Origin of the sequence: Yersinia sp. 1652 StPb PI, assembly GCF_041538345.1 — a bacterium.
Lineage (GTDB): Bacteria > Pseudomonadota > Gammaproteobacteria > Enterobacterales > Enterobacteriaceae > Yersinia > Yersinia enterocolitica_E.
In genome coordinates this window covers 1200564-1219503 of the sequence record NZ_JAULSM010000001.1, presented here as the reverse complement: position 1 = coordinate 1219503, position 18940 = coordinate 1200564, and the positions used below count along the sequence as shown (strand labels likewise).

Below are 18940 nucleotides of genomic sequence, written 5' to 3'. Positions count from 1 at the left end.
ATGACTGATTTTAACCCTGTGGATCATCCACACCGTAGATACAATCCATTAAGTGATCAGTGGGTGCTGGTTTCACCTCATCGGGCCAAGCGCCCATGGCAAGGCCAGCAAGAAGCCCCGGCGACGGAGAATTTACCGGCGCACGACCCTGATTGCTTCTTGTGCCCTGGTAATACTCGGGTGACCGGCGATGTCAATCCTGACTATCCATCAACCTATGTGTTTACCAATGACTTTGCCGCGCTGATGCCAGATACACCTGATGCGCCGCAAAGTGATGATCCCTTGATGCGGAGCCAAAGCGCGCGCGGCACCAGCAGGGTTATTTGCTTCTCACCTGACCACAGTAAGACACTGCCGCAACTCTCTTTGCCTGCGTTGGAAGATGTTATTCAGACCTGGCAGCAACAGAGTGCCGAATTAGGCCAAACCTACCCATGGGTGCAGGTATTTGAAAATAAAGGCGCGGCGATGGGATGTTCAAATCCGCATCCCCATGGCCAAATTTGGGCCAATAGTTTTTTGCCAAATGAAGCAGCACGGGAAGACAGCCTGCAACAGCACTATTTTCAGCAAAATCAGTCCCCCATGCTGGTCGATTATGCTGAACGTGAGCGTCGTGACGGCAGCAGGACGGTAGTTGAAACCGAGCACTGGCTGGCGGTAGTGCCCTATTGGGCAGCATGGCCGTTTGAAATATTATTACTGCCCAAAGCCCATGTGCTGCGGTTAGAAGACCTCTCCGTGGAGCAGCGCAGTTGCCTCGCTATTGCCCTGAAGAAACTGACCAGCCGCTACGACAACTTGTTCTCGTGCTCTTTTCCCTATTCGATGGGGTGGCATGGCGCACCGTATAACGCAGACGACAACACACACTGGCAATTGCATGCTCATTTTTATCCGCCGTTGCTGCGTTCGGCGTCGGTACGTAAATTTATGGTGGGTTATGAGATGTTGGCTGAAACCCAGCGCGACCTTACAGCAGAACAGGCGGCTGAACACCTGCGGGCAGTAAGTGATGTTCATTATCGAGAAGCCGGAGTCAAATAATGAGTTTAAAACAGCATACCCAGGCTATTTTCCGCCAACAGTTTAATCAAGAACCTGACATCACTATCAAAGCGCCGGGTCGCGTCAATCTTATTGGCGAACACACCGATTATAACGACGGTTTCGTGCTGCCCTGTGCCATTGATTATGAAACCGTCATCAGTTGTGGCAAACGTGATGACCGCCAGATTCGTGTTATTGCTGCTGATTATGAAAATCAGCAGGATATATTTTCACTGGATGCGCCAATCGTCCCACATGCCGAATACCGCTGGGCGGATTACGTGCGCGGCGTGGTGAAACACTTGCAACTGCGCCATGCCGATTTTGGTGGTGCAGATCTGGTGATCAGTGGCAATGTGCCACAAGGTGCCGGTCTCAGCTCTTCAGCATCACTTGAGGTCGCGGTCGGGCAAGCGTTGCAGTCTCTTTATCAATTGCCCCTTAGCGGTGTCGATCTGGCGCTGAATGGGCAAGAGGCAGAGAACCAGTTTGTTGGCTGTAACTGCGGCATTATGGATCAGCTCATTTCAGCGCTGGGTAAACAAGATCATGCACTACTGATCGATTGCCGTACCCTTGAAACCCGTGCCGTGGCCATGCCGGAAAACGTTGCGGTCGTTATCATTAACTCCAATGTGAAACGGGGTCTGGTTGATAGCGAATACAACACCCGCCGCCAGCAATGTGAAACTGCCGCCCGTTTCTTTGGTGTTAAAGCCTTGCGTGATGTGGATCCAACCCTATTCTTCTCTATTCAGGATGAGCTGGATCCCGTCGTCGCTAAGCGTGCACGCCATGTGATTACCGAAAACGAACGCACGCTAGCGGCAGCAGATGCCCTGGCCTCCGGTGATTTGAAATTGATGGGGCAATTGATGCAGGAGTCTCATATTTCGATGCGTGATGACTTCGAGATCACAGTTCCGCCGATCGATAGCTTGGTGGATATTGTGAAATCCGTTATTGGGGAGCAAGGTGGTGTTCGTATGACTGGCGGGGGGTTCGGTGGCTGCATTGTCGCACTGATGCCAACGTCGCTGGTTGAGCAGGTTCGTGCGGCCGTAGCCCAGGAGTATCCGGCTCATAGCGGCGGTAGGAAAGAGACCTTCTACGTATGTCAGGCTTCACAAGGAGCGGGTTTATGCTGAAAAACGACGCTGCATCATCAAGCAGTGTTGACCAGTTAGCACCAGATGGTCACCCCTTTGAATTGACCGAATTGCATAATAAAGCCGGTATGAGTGTAACGCTGATGGACTGGGGCGCAACCTGGCTGTCAGCGGTACTGCCGCTGACCGATGGCGAAAAGCGCGAGCTATTGCTGGGCTGCCAGACCCCCGCAGACTACCTACGTCAAGCCGCTTATCTTGGTGCCACCGTTGGCCGCTATGCCAACCGCATTGCTAACAGCCAAATCACGGTGGAGGGTCAAACCCTCAATTTGTTACCTAATCAGGGACCTAACCAACTGCATGGTGGTCCAGAAGGTTTCCATGCTCGCCGCTGGCAAAAGGTTAAGCAGGATGAGAGGCAGGTGACTTATCAACTGCACTCACCTGATGGTGATCAGGGCTTCCCCGGTAATCTGACCGCCGAAGTGCAATATCTGTTGACGGAAGATAACCGATTGGAGATCCACTATCAGGCTCAGGTCGATAAAACCTGTCCGGTGAATCTGACCAATCATGCTTACTTTAATCTTGATGGTGAAGGGCTGGACGTGCGGGCGCATCGGTTGCAGCTATTTGCGGATCGTTACTTACCGGTTGATAGTGAAGGGATCCCAAGCGGCGGATTGGCCAATGTTGAGAAAACCGGTATGGATTTCCGACAACCAAAAACGCTGGCACGCGACTTCCTGCAAGACCGTTGTCAGCAGCGGGTTAAAGGCTATGATCATGCTTACCTGCTCCATCGTACTTGCGGTGCAACCGAAAGCCCGGCGGCTCATCTGTGGTCATCTGATAACCGGGTACAAATGAGTGTTTATACCACCGCACCTGCGTTGCAGTTGTATAGTGGCAACTTCCTTGGCGGAACACCGGCCCGCAAAGGGGGCACTTACGCCAGCTACACCGGCGTAGCGCTGGAAAGTGAATTCCTACCTGATAGCCCTAACCACCCCGAATGGCCACAACCTGATTGCTGGCTAAAACCGGGGAAAACCTACCGCGCCACCACGGTTTATCACTTTATCGCGCTATAAAGCTATATACCCAACAGATTTCAAGATGCAGGAAGACGAGATCCCGATGAGCTGACATAGGTCAGTGATTCGGGTGACAAATCGGTCGGGAACCGATTTGAACGCTGTTTGAAAGATGACGGGGATAACTACCCATATTGAGCACTGCCGACTACGCTTAACAGCATCTATCTGCGGTGATACTGACCTGTTTCCCGCCCTTTCCGACCCTCAACATTATTTAAGGAATGTTTATGCGCCTAACTACCCTATGGTTACTCTGTGCGGGATTACTGCTTAGTGTCAATGTGATGGCAGCAGATACGGCGAAAACACCGTCACCCGCTCAGGCCGCACAACAGAAGAAGATGACTGACTGTAATCAGCAGGCAACGACCCAATCACTGAAAGGCGATGATCGGAAGAAGTTTATGAGCCAGTGCCTGAAAGCGCAGATTCATCCCGATGAAAAAGCCCTGACGCCACAACAGCAGAAAATGAAAAGCTGCAATGCCGACGCAGCGGCCAAAGCATTAAAAGGTGATGAGCGTAAAACCTTTATGAGTACCTGCCTGAAGAAAACCGCCTAATCCCCGCAGCCGGAGGGGTATTTAGTACCCCTTTTTTAATTGGATATAAACCGATACCTAATAAATATCAAGATCCAGGAAGGCGGTAAGCAAGGGAACCCCAATGAGCTTAACTTCCGCTAAAAAATTGGCTATGGTTAAACACAAACCATTGCTGTTGGCGGCAATCCCGCAATATAATGATAATAGTTATCATTGAATATTAATCTATACCCTCCGGTAATAGCGTGGTTAGACAGCGTCTTCAAGTCCGACGGGTATAGAGATTGAGTTTCACATTAAAGGAGTTAACGCTATGGCAGTAACTAAGCTGGTTCTGGTACGACACGGCGAAAGTCAGTGGAACAATGAAAACCGCTTCACCGGTTGGTATGATGTTGATTTATCTGAGAAAGGCCGTGGAGAAGCACAAGCGGCCGGCAAGCTGTTAAAAGACGAAGGTTTCGCGTTTGATTTTGCTTATACCTCAGTACTGAAACGTGCTATCCACACCTTGTGGAGTGTGCTGGATGAACTGGATCAGGCCTGGCTGCCAACAGAAAAAACCTGGAAACTGAATGAGCGTCATTACGGCGCACTGCAAGGTCTGGATAAATCAGAAACTGCGGCCAAATATGGCGACGAGCAAGTTAAATTGTGGCGTCGTGGTTTTGCTATCACCCCACCTGCGCTGGAAAAAAGCGATGAGCGCTTCCCTGGCAATGACCCACGTTACGCAAAGCTTACCGATGCAGAATTGCCAACCACAGAAAGTCTGGCGCTGACCATCGAACGTGTTATTCCTTACTGGAATGAAGTGATCAAACCCCGCATTGTCAGTGGTGAGCGTGTCATTATCGCCGCCCACGGTAACTCTCTGCGAGCATTGGTAAAATATCTGGATGACCTGAGCGAAGATGAAATTCTTGAGCTGAACATCCCAACTGCCGTACCTTTGGTGTATGAGTTTGATGAAAACTTCAAACCAATCAAACGTTACTATCTGGGTAACGCTGATGAAATCGCTGCTAAAGCCGCCGCTGTTGCCAACCAAGGCAAAGCGAAGTAATCATCCCTGATTAGCACCATTAAAAAACCCCCGAACATGATCAATGCCGGGGGTTTTTATTTGCCTGCTCGCTATTATTGGCGGCGCGCTTTCACGGCATCTGCTAACTCACGTAATACCGTTTCGGTGTCTTCCCAGCCGATACACGCATCGGTGACACTTTTGCCGTAAGTCAGTGGTTCGCCACTTTCCAGATTCTGATTGCCTTCCACCAAATGGCTTTCAATCATCACGCCCATAATCGATTTTTCACCATGAGCAATCTGGTTGCAGACATCTTTACTGACATCCATCTGCTTTTTAAATTGCTTGCTACTATTAGCATGGCTGAAATCAATCATGATCTGTGGTTCCAGGCCCGCTTTACTCAGCCCTTCTTTAACCGCAGCAACATGAGCACTGCTGTAGTTTGGCTCTTTGCCACCACGCAGAATAATATGACAATCGTCGTTACCGGCGGTATTTACAATCGCTGAATGACCCCATTTGGTCACTGACAGGAAGCAGTGCGGCGCACTGGCCGCATTAATGGCATCGATAGCGACCTTGATAGTGCCATCTGTGCCATTTTTAAATCCAACCGGGCAAGAAAGACCTGAAGCCAGCTCACGGTGAACCTGAGATTCAGTGGTACGGGCGCCGATGGCACCCCAGCTCATCAGGTCAGCCAAATACTGCGGGGTTATCATATCCAAAAACTCACCCGCGGCTGGCAGCCCGCTCTCGTTGATATCTAACAATAACTTACGCGCGATACGCAGACCGTCATTGATGTCGTAGCTAGCGTCCATATGCGGATCGTTAATCAGACCTTTCCAACCCACCGTGGTACGCGGTTTTTCAAAATAAACCCGCATCACCACTTCAAGCTCGCCTTGCAGTTCTTCACGCAAGGTTAGCAAACGGGCCGCATACTCTTTGGCCGCTTGGGTATCATGAATAGAGCATGGACCGATGACAACCAACAAACGGTCGTCTTGGGCTCGCAGGATGTTATGAATAGCTGTGCGGGTCTTGGATACCGTTTCTGCTGCGTTCTCACTGGCTGGAAACTTCTCTAACAAAGCAACAGGGGGCAGGAGTTCCTTAATTTCATTAATCCGTAGGTCATCATTCAGGTAATTCATAGTTCTTCCATTAAGTCTTGTGACGGTCATCGCACAACGTCTATCGGTACCAATCTAGTTGAACCAATCTAGCTGGTGAATTGAACGCTGTAAATCTACTTTATTACATTTGGTGTTCTGTGCAGATAAACAGCAATAATGCGGTTTACTCGATTAGGTATCAACTTATTGAATGAAGCCATCAATTTTTATCTGGATTGTTATTTGTTATAAAATCATTAATAAGAGTCATACTCGGTTATCACCCCCCTCTTATCCCTAAAGGTTAATACGGTTTATGCCTAGGTTACTGTTAGTTGATGATCACCCTGTGGTGCATGTTGCCCTTGAAGCCGCACTGATGCGCGCGACACCACGTTATCATCTGTATTGCGCTGCTGATGACCAGCAGGCTTTGGCCTTATTGGCGGAATATCACTTTGATCTGTTAATTTTGGATATCAGTTTGCCACAGCTTGACGGTTTGCAGTTTTTACGCAAAATCCGCCGCCACTATCCACAGCAGTCCATCATGATTTACACCGCCCAGGAAGAGGAAGTTTATGCCAAAATGGCTTATTCCGCTGGGGCACAGGGGTTTATGCATAAAGGGCAGCCGATGGATAACCTATTGCAAGCCATTGATGCCGTTATTGCCGGCCAACGAGTATTCCCCGCCAGTACGCTGGATAGCGGCACACCTAACGATGAAAAATACCATTTAACCCAGAAAGAGCTGCAAATATTGGGATTACTCAGTAAAGGCCATTCTAATTTACATATTGCTGAGTTACTGAATATCAGCAATAAAACTGTCAGCACACATAAGAAAAATATTCTCAATAAAACCGGTGCAGCAAATTTACTGGCATTAATTGCCGTATTTAACGAGCTACAACCATGAGAAAATGCGGGTTAGTATTGCTATTCATTGTCCAATTCTGCCTGCTGCTACCCGCACAAGCGACCTCTACTTTGCACTACAATTTAGTTAGCAGCTTGAACATACCGGCCAGCACACCGTTTATCACACCTAATAATCCATGGCGTAATGCCACTTTGCGGGTTGGCATCCTCAACGACAATGTGAGCCCGTATAATATTATTGTCGATGGTGACCTGTACGGTCTGAATGCCGATTACCTTAACTATATTAAGCAAGCAACCGGGGCCAATGTGGAGGTGATAGGCTTCTCCGACGCCACAACCCTGAATCAGGCATTAAAACAAGGTGATATCGACCTACTGTTTGGTTTACCTCGCAGCGCATTAAATCCCAACCTATATATATCAAAACCTTATTATATCAGTAAGTTACTGGTGTTACGTAGCCGCCAAAATAGCCGTCAGGTAATGTTAAACTCGGCTGATGCGCGCATTGCTATTAGTAAAATGGCCGGTATGCAGTTGGTCGATGAAATTCAGAATAAAACCCCGTATAACCAGCTGTTTGATAATAATCTGCAAGCCATTTACTCCTTATTAAACGGCCTTAATGACTACTTTATTGCTGATGAAACCAGTGCCAGCTTTATTATTGATCAACTGCAACTGGGGCAAATTTATCAGGTTGAGAATGATATAAAGCCCGGCAGTCTCTCTTTGGTGTTTGCGGCAACCAATCCGGCATTGATAGAGACGCTTGATCACGTTATCAGCAACGTCCCTATGGACGTTCTTAATACCATTCAGGGCCGCTGGAGTAAAAAAATCCCCAGCTATCTCGATACCGGTAATGCTGATCTTACCCGCATGGAGCAAGAATGGGTTAAGGCCCATCCCGTGGTGTATTACGCCGCCATCAATGATGACTATCCCTTTACTTATCGTGGCCGCGATAAACAACCACGCGGCTATATTGTCGATATTCTCAATACCATTGCACAAAATACTGGCCTGCAATTTTCGCCGGTCTGGAGCAGTAACCCACGGTTGGCCGATCAACTGGTGCAACAAAATAAGGCCATGATGCGGGCTTTACTGCCGCTAGCCGGTGGTTTCAAAGCGCAATATGACAGCTCGATGCCAATTCACCGTGCCTTGTGGGGGGTGTATAGCAACGCGTTCACTCATAATGTCTCAACGTGGGGAGATCTATCTGGCAAGCGTCTCGGTGTGGTGGAAGGGGATTTAGGTCAGCAACTGATCCCCCCCCAGACCTTGGCCACTGTCTTTGCTAACCGTAAGGCAATGTATGATGCACTGGCTAATGGGCAGTTGGACGGGCTGATTGATAATGTCATCTCCGCCAATTTTATGGTTCTTTCCCGCTATTCCGGGGTCATCAAACTGGCATTTGCGGCAGATAACATTGCTTATCCACTGGCCTTTGGCGTCGCGCAACACTCGCCGTTACTGCTGTCGATTCTCAATAAAAACTTGCTACAAATCCCCCCCGCCACCCTGCAATCACTGCGTGATGAATGGGTATCCGATCCTCGCAATATTATTGATGCGGTAAATGAAAATCGCATGATGCCCCCTGCCACCTGGTTGTTTAGCGCCCTTGGCGGGCTGTTGATACTGCTCTTGGTGGTGATGGTCCGCCGTTTTATTCAGCGGCGCAAAGAGCGACGTGAGCGAGAAGTCTTGGAACAGGCGCGCCTGCAAGCCGAAACCGCTAATCAGATGAAAAGTAAATTTCTGGCAACTATCAGCCATGAGCTACGAACACCAATGAATGCCATCCTTGGTTTGTTGGAACTGGAGCTTAAAAAAAACACGACCGCGCAGGGTAATTTGCCCGTTATTTACAGCTCAGCATCATCGTTATTAAGCCTACTCAATGACCTACAAGATTATGCCAAGTTAGAAATTGGCTCGTTACAGCTTTTACCACAACCTACTGCATTGATTCCTTGGATTAATCATATTCGCGCGGTTTATCAACCGCTGTTGGGTATGCGGCCGATAACCTTAAATGTCAGTTACAGTGATAACTTACCTGAAACAGTTCTGCTTGATGGCGGTCGCTTACTTCAGGTCATGAACAATCTAATTAACAATGCCATTAAGTTTACCCGCCAAGGCGAAATTAATGTTCGAATGGCGTGGCAACCGCAGCACGAAGGGCAAGGAGAGTTGATATTGCAGGTGGAGGACAGTGGTTGCGGAATAGCCGCTGCGGAAATACCCCACCTGTTCCAGCCCTTTTATCGGGTTGAGACCAGCAACAATCTGATGATCCCAGGCAGTGGTTTGGGTTTATCGATCTGCAAAGAGCTTATTGACCGAATGAATGGCACTATCAGCCTGGCCTCAGAGCTGAATAAAGGCACCGTGGTCACCATCAAATTATTGCTTGCCATGGAGACGGTATCGCCGTCAATCCTGAGGCCCGCAACAGAAATTACGGACACGTTATGCCTGTATCCTCTTCGTGTTGCGATGGTTGATGACCACCCGAGTAACCTCCTGTTGATGCAACAACAGCTCAGGCATTTTGGTATTGAATCCGAGCTGTTTGATAATGCCCGCCAGCTATTACACGCTCATTTTCAGCAACCGTTCGATGTGCTGTTTGTCGATTACAATATGCCCACTCTGGATGGTTTTACCCTGGCGCGAATCATTCGCCGACAAGAGCGCCCATCTCAGTCTAAAGCGGTAAAAATCATCCTTTGCTCGGCCGATGTACAAGAGTTTACCCGTATCCGGCCTGGGAATATCGTTATCGACCATTGGCTGACCAAACCGGTGACACTCAGTGATATTGAGCGGGTATTACGCATACAAACCGTTATGTCCACAGAGCAACCGGTTTACGATAACCTGCGGGAAATACTATTACGATTGGGTAATCAGGACCCAAAAATGGTGCGCAAATTAGTGGTGACGCTGCTTGATTCCATGGTGCATGACCGCCAACAACTTGCACTGGTACCACAGCCGCTAGCGGCCCGTGCACAGGTATTACACCGTATTAAGGGCAGTTTTCTGATATTGCAAAATGCCGCAGGTGCCGCATTATGCCAGCAGTTAATTAGCCAATGCCAGCAAGGCAAAATCGCTCCTGCGGCCTATACTAAACTGCAGAATCTATTAGCACAGTTGATTAAAGGTTTGAATCAAACCCTGTCAGAGCTAACATAAACCGGCAGTTCTGTGCACACATCTTATGGTCCAAGGATAACTATGGCTGTATCTTCATTTTTCCCCCAAGACAGCAACAGCAAACGCCTACTGATAGCTTTTGTGGTTACCACTCTGTTTATGGTGGTGGAGGCCATTGGTGGCTGGCTATCGGGTTCGCTGGCATTATTGGCGGATGCCGGACATATGCTGACAGACTCGGCCGCATTATTTATCGCATTGATGGCAGTTCATTTCTCTCAGCGGAAACCTGACTCTCGCCATACCTTTGGTTATTTGCGCCTGACCACACTGGCAGCGTTCGTCAACGCGGCGGCATTATTGTTGATTGTGGTATTGATAGTCTGGGAAGCGGTACGGCGTTTCTTTTCTCCCCACGAAGTGATGGGGATGCCGATGTTATTCATCGCCATCGCCGGATTATGTGCAAATATTTTCTGCTTCTGGATACTGCATCGTGGCGAGGAAGAAAAGAATATCAATGTGCGCGCCGCAGCCTTACATGTGCTGGGAGATCTATTAGGTTCCGTTGGGGCGATAGTGGCTGCCGTGGTCATTCTGACTACCGGCTGGACACCTATTGATCCGATATTGTCGGTATTGGTCTCAGTGTTGGTGCTCCGCAGCGCCTGGCGGCTGCTGAAAGAGAGTTTTCACGAACTGTTAGAGGGCGCGCCGCAAGAGATTGATATCACCAAATTGCGCAAAGACTTATGCGCCAGCATATATGAAGTGAGGGACGTTCATCATGTTCACTTATGGCAAGTTGGCGAAAAACGACTAATGACGCTGCATGTGCAAGTGATCCCTCCGAGGGATAACGATGAATTATTGCATCGTATCCAGCACCATTTACTGCATCACTACAATATTGGGCATGCCACCATTCAAATGGAATATCAGCATTGCGCCGCACCCGATTGTGGTATCAATCAGACCGCCAGTAACGACGCGCACCATTACCACCCTCACTGAGGGCAAAAGGCCACTGTTTCAACGGAGATAAGCCCGATAAAACAGTGGCCTGACTTAGCCGCTAGTGACTCTGCGTTGATAACGGGCGTGAATGATTTCTTGCCGCGCTCTTCATCCACAACCAAGAGCCATTCAGGGCAATCAGTGTCAGTATCACGTATTCCAGAGCCATCGCATAAACCCCCTGATAGGCGAAAATCGCTACACTGATGACATCAATCACCACCCAAATCAGCCAGTTCTCAACATATTTGCGTGTCATCAGGATCATCGCCACAATTGATAACACCATCATGGTGGAATCCCAGAATGGGAATGCATCAGGTTGCAGTTCAGGCATTTGCACATTAGCGCCCAAACGCTGCATCACCACCACTGCGGCACGGGTCAACCCGGCAAAAACAGTATCAATATGCAAGGTCATTAAAGTGATACCAACCACGCACACTGCGCCCCAAATCAATGCTTTCGGCAATGATAACCAGCGAATTTTCAATTCAGCTTGATTGTCAGGCGTTTGCTTACTCCAGGCATACCAGCCATAGATATTGGCGACGAAGAAGAACAGCTGTAACAGCAGGCTGGCATAGAGCTGAATCTGGAAAAAAATTACCGCAAATAACGTCACGTTAATCAGGCCAAACAAATAGTTAATTATCTTCTCTTTGCTGGCAAACCAAATACAGAGTAACCCAAACAGGGTACCAATCGCCTCTATCCATGAAAGGTCATCCCCCCCCGCACCCAGCGGAATATGCACCAATATATTGCTTGTACTGAGGAAATCCATCTGGCAATCCTTTTATTGGGGAGAAATAATAAGTATTGAGGTCAATTGGTGTCATTTACGACTCAGGCATTGCCTTTGACCTGTAACTTCAACTGGTTGGCAAAATCCAACATCCGATTCAGCGGTATCAGCGCCTGCTGACGCAATTCTTCATCGACATGTATCTCATGCATTACACCTCCCTGCTCCAGCCCCTCAGCAATCGCTCTGAGACCATTCATTGCCATCCACGGACAGTGAGCGCATGTTCTGCACGTCGCACCTTCACCCGCCGTCGGGGCTTCGAATAATTCTTTATCTGGGCACGCCTGCTGCATTTTGTAAAAAATGCCACGGTCAGTCGCCACAATAAGTTTTTGCTGTGGCAACGTTTTTGCAGCCTGAATCAGTTGGCTAGTCGAGCCGACAGCATCAGCCATATCAACCACTGCCTGAGGTGATTCCGGGTGAACTAACACCGCAGCATCAGGATGCAGTACTTTCATGCGAGCCAGCGCCTGGGTTTTAAACTCGTCATGGACGATACAGGCCCCCTGCCAGCACAATACATCGGCCCCACTCTTCTTCTGCACATAATTGCCCAAGTGGCGATCCGGCGCCCAGATAATTTTCTCACCCAGGCTATCGAGATGCTCAATAAGCTCAACCGCAATACTGGAGGTCACTACCCAATCAGCTCGGGCTTTAACCGCCGCAGAGGTATTGGCATACACCACCACGGTGCGGTCTGGATGACTATCACAAAATGCGGCAAATTCATCCGCCGGGCAGCCTAAATCCAGCGAACACTCTGCATTCAGGGTTGGCATCAACACTTGCTTCTCAGGGTTCAAGATTTTGGCCGTCTCTCCCATGAAACGCACGCCGGCGACCAGTAATGTCGATGCCGGATGGTTATTACCAAATCGTGCCATTTCAAGGGAATCGGCGACGCAACCGCCGGTTTCTTCGGCTAAAGCTTGGATTTCGGGATCAGTATAATAGTGAGCGACTAACACCGCATCGCGCTGCTTCAGCAGTGTTTTGATCTTCTCACGGTAAAAGGCTTTTTCCTCTTCATCCAAAAGGACAGGCCGTGGAGGAAATGGATAAATAGCCGCATTCACATCAAAAGTTTCACTCATCGCTCACATCTCTGTTGCCAGTTATTCCAGGGTCAGCAAACGTTGCTGGCTGCTAGTAAGACTTGATTTGTTTTTTATCCTAAACAAAATACCCAATATCCAGCTAAAAGTCGCCCAAAATTGTCTGATAATGGTGAAAATGTTTAATGGAGTTAAAAATGAGATGGGAAAGTGAGTCGTCGAAAGGATATTAGAGGATTATAGGGGTTATATTCAGGATGGAAAGGAAATCGATAAGAACACTAGGGAGATAAATCGGGAGGAGATGATGACAACTGGAAGATAATGGTGGGTTGTGCGGGATTACTTGACATAATGGTGGGTCGTGCGGGATTCGAACCTGCGACCAATTGATTAAAAGTCAACTGCTCTACCAACTGAGCTAACGACCCATTATGTGTACTGCTGATGGCAATTCAGTGCCTGTCGTACGGGATTACTCGTCCTGCGGACTCGCCCTTCGGGTCAACGCTAACGCGTTGCTGTCTCGCTTCGCTCGGCTCGAACCTTTAACCAACTGATTAAAAGTCAACTGCTCTACCAACTGAGCTAACGACCCATTATGTGTACTGCTAGTGACAATTCAGTGCCTATCGTGCGGGATTGCTTGACATAATGGTGGGTCGTGCGGGATTCGAACCTGCGACCAATTGATTAAAAGTCAACTGCTCTACCAACTGAGCTAACGACCCATTATGTATGCTGCTAATGACAATTCAGCGCCTGTCGTGCGGGATTACTCGCACTTCGGGTACTTTTTAGACAAAACAGGAAGAAAAATCTTTGCGCTGATTTCAACTTCGTACATTCAAACCGGCGTGCGGGGAGAATGGTGGGTCGTGCGGGATTCGAACCTGCGACCAATTGATTAAAAGTCAACTGCTCTACCAACTGAGCTAACGACCCGCTGTAATGCGGTACTGCTTAACATAGTGGTGGGTCGTGCGGGATTACTTGTCCTGCGGACTCGCCCTTCGGGTCAACGCTACGCGTTGCTGTCTCGCTTCGCTCGGCTCGAACCTTTACGGTTCTCATCCCTACGATTTGATACCCTGATAACTCTGCATAATGGTGGGTCGTGCGGGATTCGAACCTGCGACCAATTGATTAAAAGTCAACTGCTCTACCAACTGAGCTAACGACCCATTATGTATGCTGCTAATAACAATTCAGTGCCTGTCGTGCGGGATTACTCGTCCTGCGGACTCGCCCTTCAGGTCAACGCTAACGCGTTGCTGTCTCGCTTCGCTCGGCTCGAACCTTTAACCAACTGATTAAAAGTCAACTGCTCTACCAACTGAGCTAACGACCCATTATGTGTGCTGCTTACTATAATTTCCTGCTGCTTTAACGTTTTACAAGTTGTCTTGGCAACGGCGGCATATATTACTAATTTCTCTTCACAGTGCAACTTAAATTTCTGTTGAAGCGTTTAACTGCTTGTTCTTCACTCGCCAAAGTCCAGAAATTAGTCAATATGACCAATTCCTGGACTCGAAAATGGCTAAAGAGCAGATAAACGTTTCTGTGCCTGTTTAGCAGCATCAGTATTAGGATATTGCTTGATCACTTGTTGATAAACCGCCTTCGCTTTATCGCTTTGGCCTTTATCCTGCATGATCACCCCAACTTTAAACATCGCTTCTGAACTTTTTGGAGACTTTGGATAATTTTTTACTACAACAGCATAATAATATGCAGCGTCGTCTTTCTTACCTTTGTTGTAATACAACTGCCCTAACCAATAGTTGGCATTAGGCTGGTAAGTCGATTTTGGATACTGTTTCACAAAACCTTGGAAAGCAGTGATCGCTTGATCAAATTGCTTTTTCTCAAGAGCCAAAGAAACGGCTGCATTATAATCGCTGTTTTCATCACCAGTACTTGCTGCAGGTGCCGCTGTAGCAGCCGCTGCGCCTGCGGCAGCAGTATCGGAACTTCCAGCCGCAGAATTATCTGTCGCAGCACCAGTAGCCGCAGAAGCTGAACCCTGCGCCCCCTGACCACCGCTCAGACTCTCCATCTGCTGGTAGATCTGTTTTTGCCGCTCAACAATTTGATTGAGCTGGTACTGATTTTCTTGGATCTGACCGCGTAAACTATCTACATCGCGTTGCGAATCGGATAGCTGTTGCTGAAGTTGAGTTAATAGTTGGCTGTGAGCGTTGGAAATACGCTCAAGTTGAGTGACCCGATCTTCTACCGAGCCGGAGCCGACATTACTGATTGGCGCTTGGGCAGTAGCGGCCCATGGGACCGCTACGCCAACCAGTAACGACAGACCCACTAAGTGACGTCTGAAGTTACTGTTCATGCGATTCTCTTAGTAAACCAGAACTGCACGACGGTTTTTAGCGAACGCTGCTTCGTCATGGCCCAGTACTGCTGGTTTCTCTTTACCGTAAGAAACGATAGAGATCTGGTCAGCCGAAACGCCTTTACCTTGCAGATACATTTTCACAGCATTTGCACGACGCTCGCCCAACGCGATGTTGTATTCTGGCGTACCGCGTTCATCCGCGTGGCCTTCAACAACAACTTTGTAAGATGGGTTGCTACGCAGGAATGCAGCATGTGCATCCAGCATTTGAGCGAAGTCAGAACCGATATCGTATTTATCGAAACCGAAGTAAACGATATTGTTCTTTTGCAGTTCTTGCATCTGAAGACGAGCTTGCTCTTCTGAAGACAAGTTGCTGCCATTTTCTGTACCAGTGCCAGCGCCCATGCCAGATTGGTCATTATTTGCGCTTTTGTTAGAACTACACGCAGCGATTGCCAGAACTGGCAAAGCCAACATTAGCCCTTTTAGCACTTTGTTCAGTTGCATCTCTTTGATCCTTTTATAGTTTGCCATACATACGTATTTACACATGCATCACAGATACGGCGACCAGGCAGGAAATTTGACCTGTCCATCAGTTGCCGGAAGACGCGCTTTGAAACGCCCATCAGTCGAGACCAGCTGTAACACAGCTCCCAGCCCTTGTGTCGAGCTATAGATAACCATGGTGCCGTTAGGCGCGATACTAGGCGTTTCATCCAGGAACGTGTCCGTTAATACTTGAACGGCTCCCGTTTCTAGATCCTGTTTGGCGATGTGTTGTGCCCCACCATTAGAACTAACCAATGCCAGGAACTTACCATCAGGACTCACATCTGCGTTCTGGTTCTGAGAACCTTCCCACGTGATTCGCTGTGGTGCACCACCATTAATATTCACTTTATACACTTGTGGACGACCGCCCTGATCCGAGGTATAGGCCAGATTCTGGCTATCCGGGAACCAGCTTGGTTCAGTGTTATTGCTACGGCCATCAGTAACCTGGCTGATTTGACCAGATCCTAAGTCCATAACATACAAGTTCAAACTACCGCTTTTAGATAACGCGAAAGCCAATTTAGTCCCGTCCGGTGAGAAAGAAGGCGCACCGTTATGACGAGGGAATGAAGCCACTTGTCTGATTGCACCATTAGCCAGCGTCTGAATAACCAGTGCTGACTTACCACTCTCGAAAGTGACATAAGCAATTTTGCTACCATCTGAAGACCAGGCTGGTGACATCAAAGGTTGTGGCGAACGGTGAACGACAAACTGGTTGTAGCCGTCGTAATCAGAAACCCGCAATTCGTGTGGGAATTTGCCGCCGTTGGTTTGCACAACATAAGCAATACGGGTACGGAAAGCACCTTTGATCCCTGTCAGCTTTTCAAATACTTCATCACTGGCAGTATGCGCTGAATAACGTAACCATTGTTTAGTTACTTTATACTGATTTTGCGCTAAAACGCTACCGGCTGCACCAGAAGTATCGACTAACTGGTAAGAAACCACATAGCTACCATCAGCACTCGGTTGAACCTGACCAACAACAACAGCATCAATACCCAACGCAGTCCAGGCTGCTGGCGTTACTTCTGCCGCAGTTGAAGGCTGTTGTGGCATGCGAGCCGCATCAATTGGGTTAAATTTGCCACTGTTACGTAAATCTGCGCCAACAATAGCACCGATCTCTTCAGGTGGTGTACCCGGCCCCATCCATTTAAACGGAACAACACCAATTGGACGAGCAGAGTCTACCCCTTGGGTAATCTCAATTCGAACTTCTGCATGTAACACAGAAGCCCACAAAACTAAAAAGCCTAGCGCAACTCGAAATGCCTGCTTCATCTTATCTCCCTTATCCGAGCGGGATGCCCGCGATAATTAGCAGAATTTTAACAAACCAACGCAAACAAAACTACATAATCCACGGTTGATCAACAAAGTTATACCCCTGTTAATCAACCCTTATTGAGGTTTAAATACAAGCGGAGCATTCTTAAACACTTCATAAACATCCGAGCTTGGAGGCTTAGGAATCTTCGCTTGTTTTGCAGCAGCGATAGCAGCCTGGCACAGTGCCGGGTCACCCCCTTCTGCTTTAACATCAATTAATAGACCATCTGGTGCTAATTTAATTCGCAGATCACAGGTACGGCCTTTGTAAAGATCTGCATCATAAAATTTACTCTGGATCGCGGCAGTGATCTGGCCCAAATAGCCGCTGACATCACCCGCTGATGCCCCGCTCTTCTTGCCACCACCTTTACCCGCAGCAGCAGCGCCCGCGCCGGCCCCACTTTTCGGTGCATTTTTGGAGTTAGCTAAACCACCAAATAAATCATCAACATCGGTTGTTGCCGCCGCTTCTGCGGCCGCTTTTTTCTTGGCATCAGCAGCAGCGGTTTTTTTAGCCTCTGCGGCCGCTTTTTTCTCAGCATCAGCCGCAGCTTTCTTCTCAGCGGCGGCAGTTGCTGCTTTCTCCGCAGCATCAGCCGCTTTCTTCGCCTCAGCATCAGCTTGTTTCTTCGCTGCTGCTGCTACAGCCGCCTCTTTTTTAGCTTCGGCTTCTGCTTTTTTCTGCGCGTCAGCTTGTGCTTTCACGATTTTATCAGCTTCTGCTTTTGCTTGTGCGGCTGCGGCCTCTGCCTGTTTCTGCTCTTCTTTCGCTTTTGCAGCAGCGGCAGCAGCAACTTTCTTTTGCTCAGCGGCCTCTTTTTGCTGCTCAGCGGCTTGTTTTTTCTGTTCTTCAGCCGCCTGCTTGGCATCTTCTTGCGCTTGCAGACGCTCTTTTTCCAATTCTTTCAGCCGTTGTTGCTCAGCAGCCTGCTTTTGCTGCAATTCTTCTGCTTGCTGATCGGCTTTTTTCTGGCGCTGTTGTTCTGCGCGTTTAGCGTCAGTCTGCTGTTGCTGCTGACGGTTATACTGTTCTGTTACTGCGCCCGGATCGACCATGACAGCGTCAATAACTTCGCCGCCAGCACCGCCGCCGCCCATTTCAGTCTTCTGCGTCAGAGAGCCCCAAATCAACAGGGCAATCAATATGATGTGCAGAACCACCGACACGATAACGGCGCGATTCAGCTTATCATTTTGCTCGGTTGCCTTACCCACGCTCGATTTCCACACTCGATGTCCGCATCTATTGCTAAAAAACGGAACTGCTAAAAACAAGGTATCTACTGGCTGGAGTGACTCTCAATCCAACCAATATCAACGCAAATTTATATCGGTTGAGTCATTAAGCCCACCGACGTCACACCCGCCTGATGCAGCATATTCAGAGCCTTGATAATTTCATCATAAGGCACCTCTTTAGCACCACCTATCAGGAACACGGTTTTCGGATTCGATTTCAATCTGGCCTGAGCCTCTGCCACAACTTGTTCTGAAGGCAGTTGCTCCATCCGCTGGTGATCTACCACCAACGAGTATTGACCCACCCCTGACACTTCCACAATCACTGGTGGATTATCATCACTTGAGACGGTTTTTGAGTCCGTCGCGTCGGGCAGATCCACCTCAACGCTTTGCGTAATGATCGGCGCGGTCGCCATAAAGATCAGCAATAGCACCAGCAACACGTCCAGTAAGGGAACAATGTTAATTTCAGACTTAAGCTCGCGACGTTTACGACCACGTACTCGCGCCATA

16 protein-coding genes, 4 tRNA genes and 3 other RNA genes are annotated in these 18940 nt (G+C 48.6%); 8 read left to right on the top strand and 15 right to left on the bottom strand.

The genetic code is table 11. The annotated features are described in order from the left end of the window. From galT to gpmA, 5 genes are all read left to right on the top strand, one after another. Complete coding sequence (gene galT, locus Q2T71_RS05550; protein ID WP_372558371.1) at positions 1–1050, top strand: galactose-1-phosphate uridylyltransferase; 1050 nt, start codon at positions 1–3, stop codon at positions 1048–1050. Further along, the gene (galK, locus tag Q2T71_RS05545) at positions 1050–2201 is read left to right on the top strand and encodes a galactokinase (protein WP_083159560.1); all 1152 of its coding nucleotides are present in this window, start codon (positions 1050–1052) and stop codon (positions 2199–2201) included. Before galT ends, galK begins: the two co-directional genes overlap by 1 nt. Then, entirely contained in the window at positions 2195–3259 is a 1065-nt protein-coding gene (galM, locus tag Q2T71_RS05540; protein ID WP_083159562.1) for a galactose-1-epimerase, read from the top strand. The genes galK and galM overlap by 7 nt, the downstream gene beginning before the upstream one ends. Before the next feature lie 233 nt (positions 3260–3492). Continuing rightward, positions 3493–3828 carry a PsiF family protein gene (locus tag Q2T71_RS05535; protein ID WP_372558370.1) on the top strand — a complete coding sequence of 112 codons (336 nt, stop codon included), beginning with the start codon at positions 3493–3495 and terminating at the stop codon, positions 3826–3828. Positions 3829–4123: 295 nt separating this feature from the next. Beyond that, on the top strand, positions 4124–4876 hold the full coding sequence (gene gpmA, locus Q2T71_RS05530) for a 2,3-diphosphoglycerate-dependent phosphoglycerate mutase (RefSeq protein WP_083159566.1): 753 nt from the start codon (positions 4124–4126) through the stop codon (positions 4874–4876). 74 nt (positions 4877–4950) lie between these two features. Here gpmA and aroG read toward each other — a convergent pair whose 3' ends face one another. Continuing rightward, positions 4951–6003, bottom strand: a complete 1053-nt coding sequence (gene aroG / locus Q2T71_RS05525) for a 3-deoxy-7-phosphoheptulonate synthase AroG (RefSeq protein ID WP_083159568.1) — start codon at positions 6001–6003, stop codon at positions 4951–4953. A 277-nt stretch (positions 6004–6280) separates the two neighbouring features. Between aroG and Q2T71_RS05520 the strand changes: the two genes are divergently transcribed. From Q2T71_RS05520 to zitB, 3 genes are read left to right on the top strand one after another with little or no spacing between them, the layout of a single operon-like run. Further along, positions 6281–6886 carry a response regulator gene (locus tag Q2T71_RS05520; RefSeq protein WP_372558369.1) on the top strand — a complete coding sequence of 202 codons (606 nt, stop codon included), beginning with the start codon at positions 6281–6283 and terminating at the stop codon, positions 6884–6886. Further along, complete coding sequence (locus Q2T71_RS05515) at positions 6883–10074, top strand: ATP-binding protein (RefSeq protein WP_372558368.1); 3192 nt, start codon at positions 6883–6885, stop codon at positions 10072–10074. The genes Q2T71_RS05520 and Q2T71_RS05515 overlap by 4 nt, the downstream gene beginning before the upstream one ends. A gap of 42 nt (positions 10075–10116) precedes the next feature. Further along, entirely contained in the window at positions 10117–11049 is a 933-nt protein-coding gene (gene zitB, locus Q2T71_RS05510) for a CDF family zinc transporter ZitB (protein ID WP_083159572.1), read from the top strand. 61 nt (positions 11050–11110) lie between these two features. On the opposite strand, the gene pnuC is transcribed toward zitB, so the two are convergent. From pnuC to tolR, 14 genes are all read right to left on the bottom strand, one after another. After that, positions 11111–11839: a nicotinamide riboside transporter PnuC gene (gene pnuC, locus Q2T71_RS05505; protein WP_372558367.1), complete on the bottom strand. Its 729-nt coding sequence runs from the start codon at positions 11837–11839 to the stop codon at positions 11111–11113. A gap of 62 nt (positions 11840–11901) precedes the next feature. Beyond that, positions 11902–12963, bottom strand: coding sequence for a quinolinate synthase NadA (gene nadA / locus Q2T71_RS05500; RefSeq protein ID WP_083159576.1), 1062 nt, complete (start codon positions 12961–12963; stop codon positions 11902–11904). A 316-nt stretch (positions 12964–13279) separates the two neighbouring features. Next, positions 13280–13355 (bottom strand) — tRNA-Lys (locus Q2T71_RS05495). 27 nt (positions 13356–13382) lie between these two features. Continuing rightward, positions 13383–13515: non-coding RNA, RtT sRNA (locus Q2T71_RS05490), on the bottom strand. A gap of 64 nt (positions 13516–13579) precedes the next feature. Beyond that, positions 13580–13655: transfer RNA gene (locus tag Q2T71_RS05485), tRNA-Lys, on the bottom strand. Between the two features lie 138 nt (positions 13656–13793). Further along, positions 13794–13869, bottom strand: a tRNA-Lys gene (locus Q2T71_RS05480). A gap of 27 nt (positions 13870–13896) precedes the next feature. Beyond that, positions 13897–14018, bottom strand: a non-coding RNA gene (locus tag Q2T71_RS05475) — RtT sRNA. A gap of 14 nt (positions 14019–14032) precedes the next feature. After that, positions 14033–14108 (bottom strand) — tRNA-Lys (locus Q2T71_RS05470). Positions 14109–14135: 27 nt separating this feature from the next. Continuing rightward, positions 14136–14268, bottom strand: a non-coding RNA gene (locus Q2T71_RS05465) — RtT sRNA. 199 nt (positions 14269–14467) lie between these two features. Beyond that, complete coding sequence (gene cpoB, locus Q2T71_RS05460) at positions 14468–15277, bottom strand: cell division protein CpoB (protein WP_032907063.1); 810 nt, start codon at positions 15275–15277, stop codon at positions 14468–14470. A 9-nt stretch (positions 15278–15286) separates the two neighbouring features. After that, positions 15287–15793 carry a peptidoglycan-associated lipoprotein Pal gene (gene pal / locus Q2T71_RS05455; protein ID WP_004393299.1) on the bottom strand — a complete coding sequence of 169 codons (507 nt, stop codon included), beginning with the start codon at positions 15791–15793 and terminating at the stop codon, positions 15287–15289. A gap of 48 nt (positions 15794–15841) precedes the next feature. After that, complete coding sequence (gene tolB / locus Q2T71_RS05450) at positions 15842–17134, bottom strand: Tol-Pal system beta propeller repeat protein TolB (protein ID WP_372558366.1); 1293 nt, start codon at positions 17132–17134, stop codon at positions 15842–15844. 120 nt (positions 17135–17254) lie between these two features. Then, positions 17255–18400 (bottom strand): cell envelope integrity protein TolA, encoded by a 1146-nt coding sequence (gene tolA / locus Q2T71_RS05445; RefSeq protein WP_372558365.1) that lies wholly within the window; start codon positions 18398–18400, stop codon positions 17255–17257. A 110-nt stretch (positions 18401–18510) separates the two neighbouring features. Beyond that, the gene (tolR, locus tag Q2T71_RS05440) at positions 18511–18939 is read right to left on the bottom strand and encodes a colicin uptake protein TolR (protein ID WP_083159585.1); all 429 of its coding nucleotides are present in this window, start codon (positions 18937–18939) and stop codon (positions 18511–18513) included. Between the last annotated feature and the right edge of the window lies 1 nt (position 18940).

Bases quoted from the DNA above. Each gene is read 5' to 3' on its own strand.
- galT (WP_372558371.1), top strand. From the start codon at position 1: ATGACTGATTTTAACCCTGTGGATCATCCACACCGTAGATACAATCCA.
- galK (WP_083159560.1), top strand. From the start codon at position 1,050: ATGAGTTTAAAACAGCATACCCAGGCTATTTTCCGCCAACAGTTTAAT.
- galM (WP_083159562.1), top strand. From the start codon at position 2,195: ATGCTGAAAAACGACGCTGCATCATCAAGCAGTGTTGACCAGTTAGCA.
- Q2T71_RS05535 (WP_372558370.1), top strand. From the start codon at position 3,493: ATGCGCCTAACTACCCTATGGTTACTCTGTGCGGGATTACTGCTTAGT.
- gpmA (WP_083159566.1), top strand. From the start codon at position 4,124: ATGGCAGTAACTAAGCTGGTTCTGGTACGACACGGCGAAAGTCAGTGG.
- aroG (WP_083159568.1), bottom strand. From the start codon at position 6,003: ATGAATTACCTGAATGATGACCTACGGATTAATGAAATTAAGGAACTC.
- Q2T71_RS05520 (WP_372558369.1), top strand. From the start codon at position 6,281: ATGCCTAGGTTACTGTTAGTTGATGATCACCCTGTGGTGCATGTTGCC.
- Q2T71_RS05515 (WP_372558368.1), top strand. From the start codon at position 6,883: ATGAGAAAATGCGGGTTAGTATTGCTATTCATTGTCCAATTCTGCCTG.
- zitB (WP_083159572.1), top strand. From the start codon at position 10,117: ATGGCTGTATCTTCATTTTTCCCCCAAGACAGCAACAGCAAACGCCTA.
- pnuC (WP_372558367.1), bottom strand. From the start codon at position 11,839: ATGGATTTCCTCAGTACAAGCAATATATTGGTGCATATTCCGCTGGGT.
- nadA (WP_083159576.1), bottom strand. From the start codon at position 12,963: ATGAGTGAAACTTTTGATGTGAATGCGGCTATTTATCCATTTCCTCCA.
- cpoB (WP_032907063.1), bottom strand. From the start codon at position 15,277: ATGAACAGTAACTTCAGACGTCACTTAGTGGGTCTGTCGTTACTGGTT.
- pal (WP_004393299.1), bottom strand. From the start codon at position 15,793: ATGCAACTGAACAAAGTGCTAAAAGGGCTAATGTTGGCTTTGCCAGTT.
- tolB (WP_372558366.1), bottom strand. From the start codon at position 17,134: ATGAAGCAGGCATTTCGAGTTGCGCTAGGCTTTTTAGTTTTGTGGGCT.
- tolR (WP_083159585.1), bottom strand. From the start codon at position 18,939: ATGGCGCGAGTACGTGGTCGTAAACGTCGCGAGCTTAAGTCTGAAATT.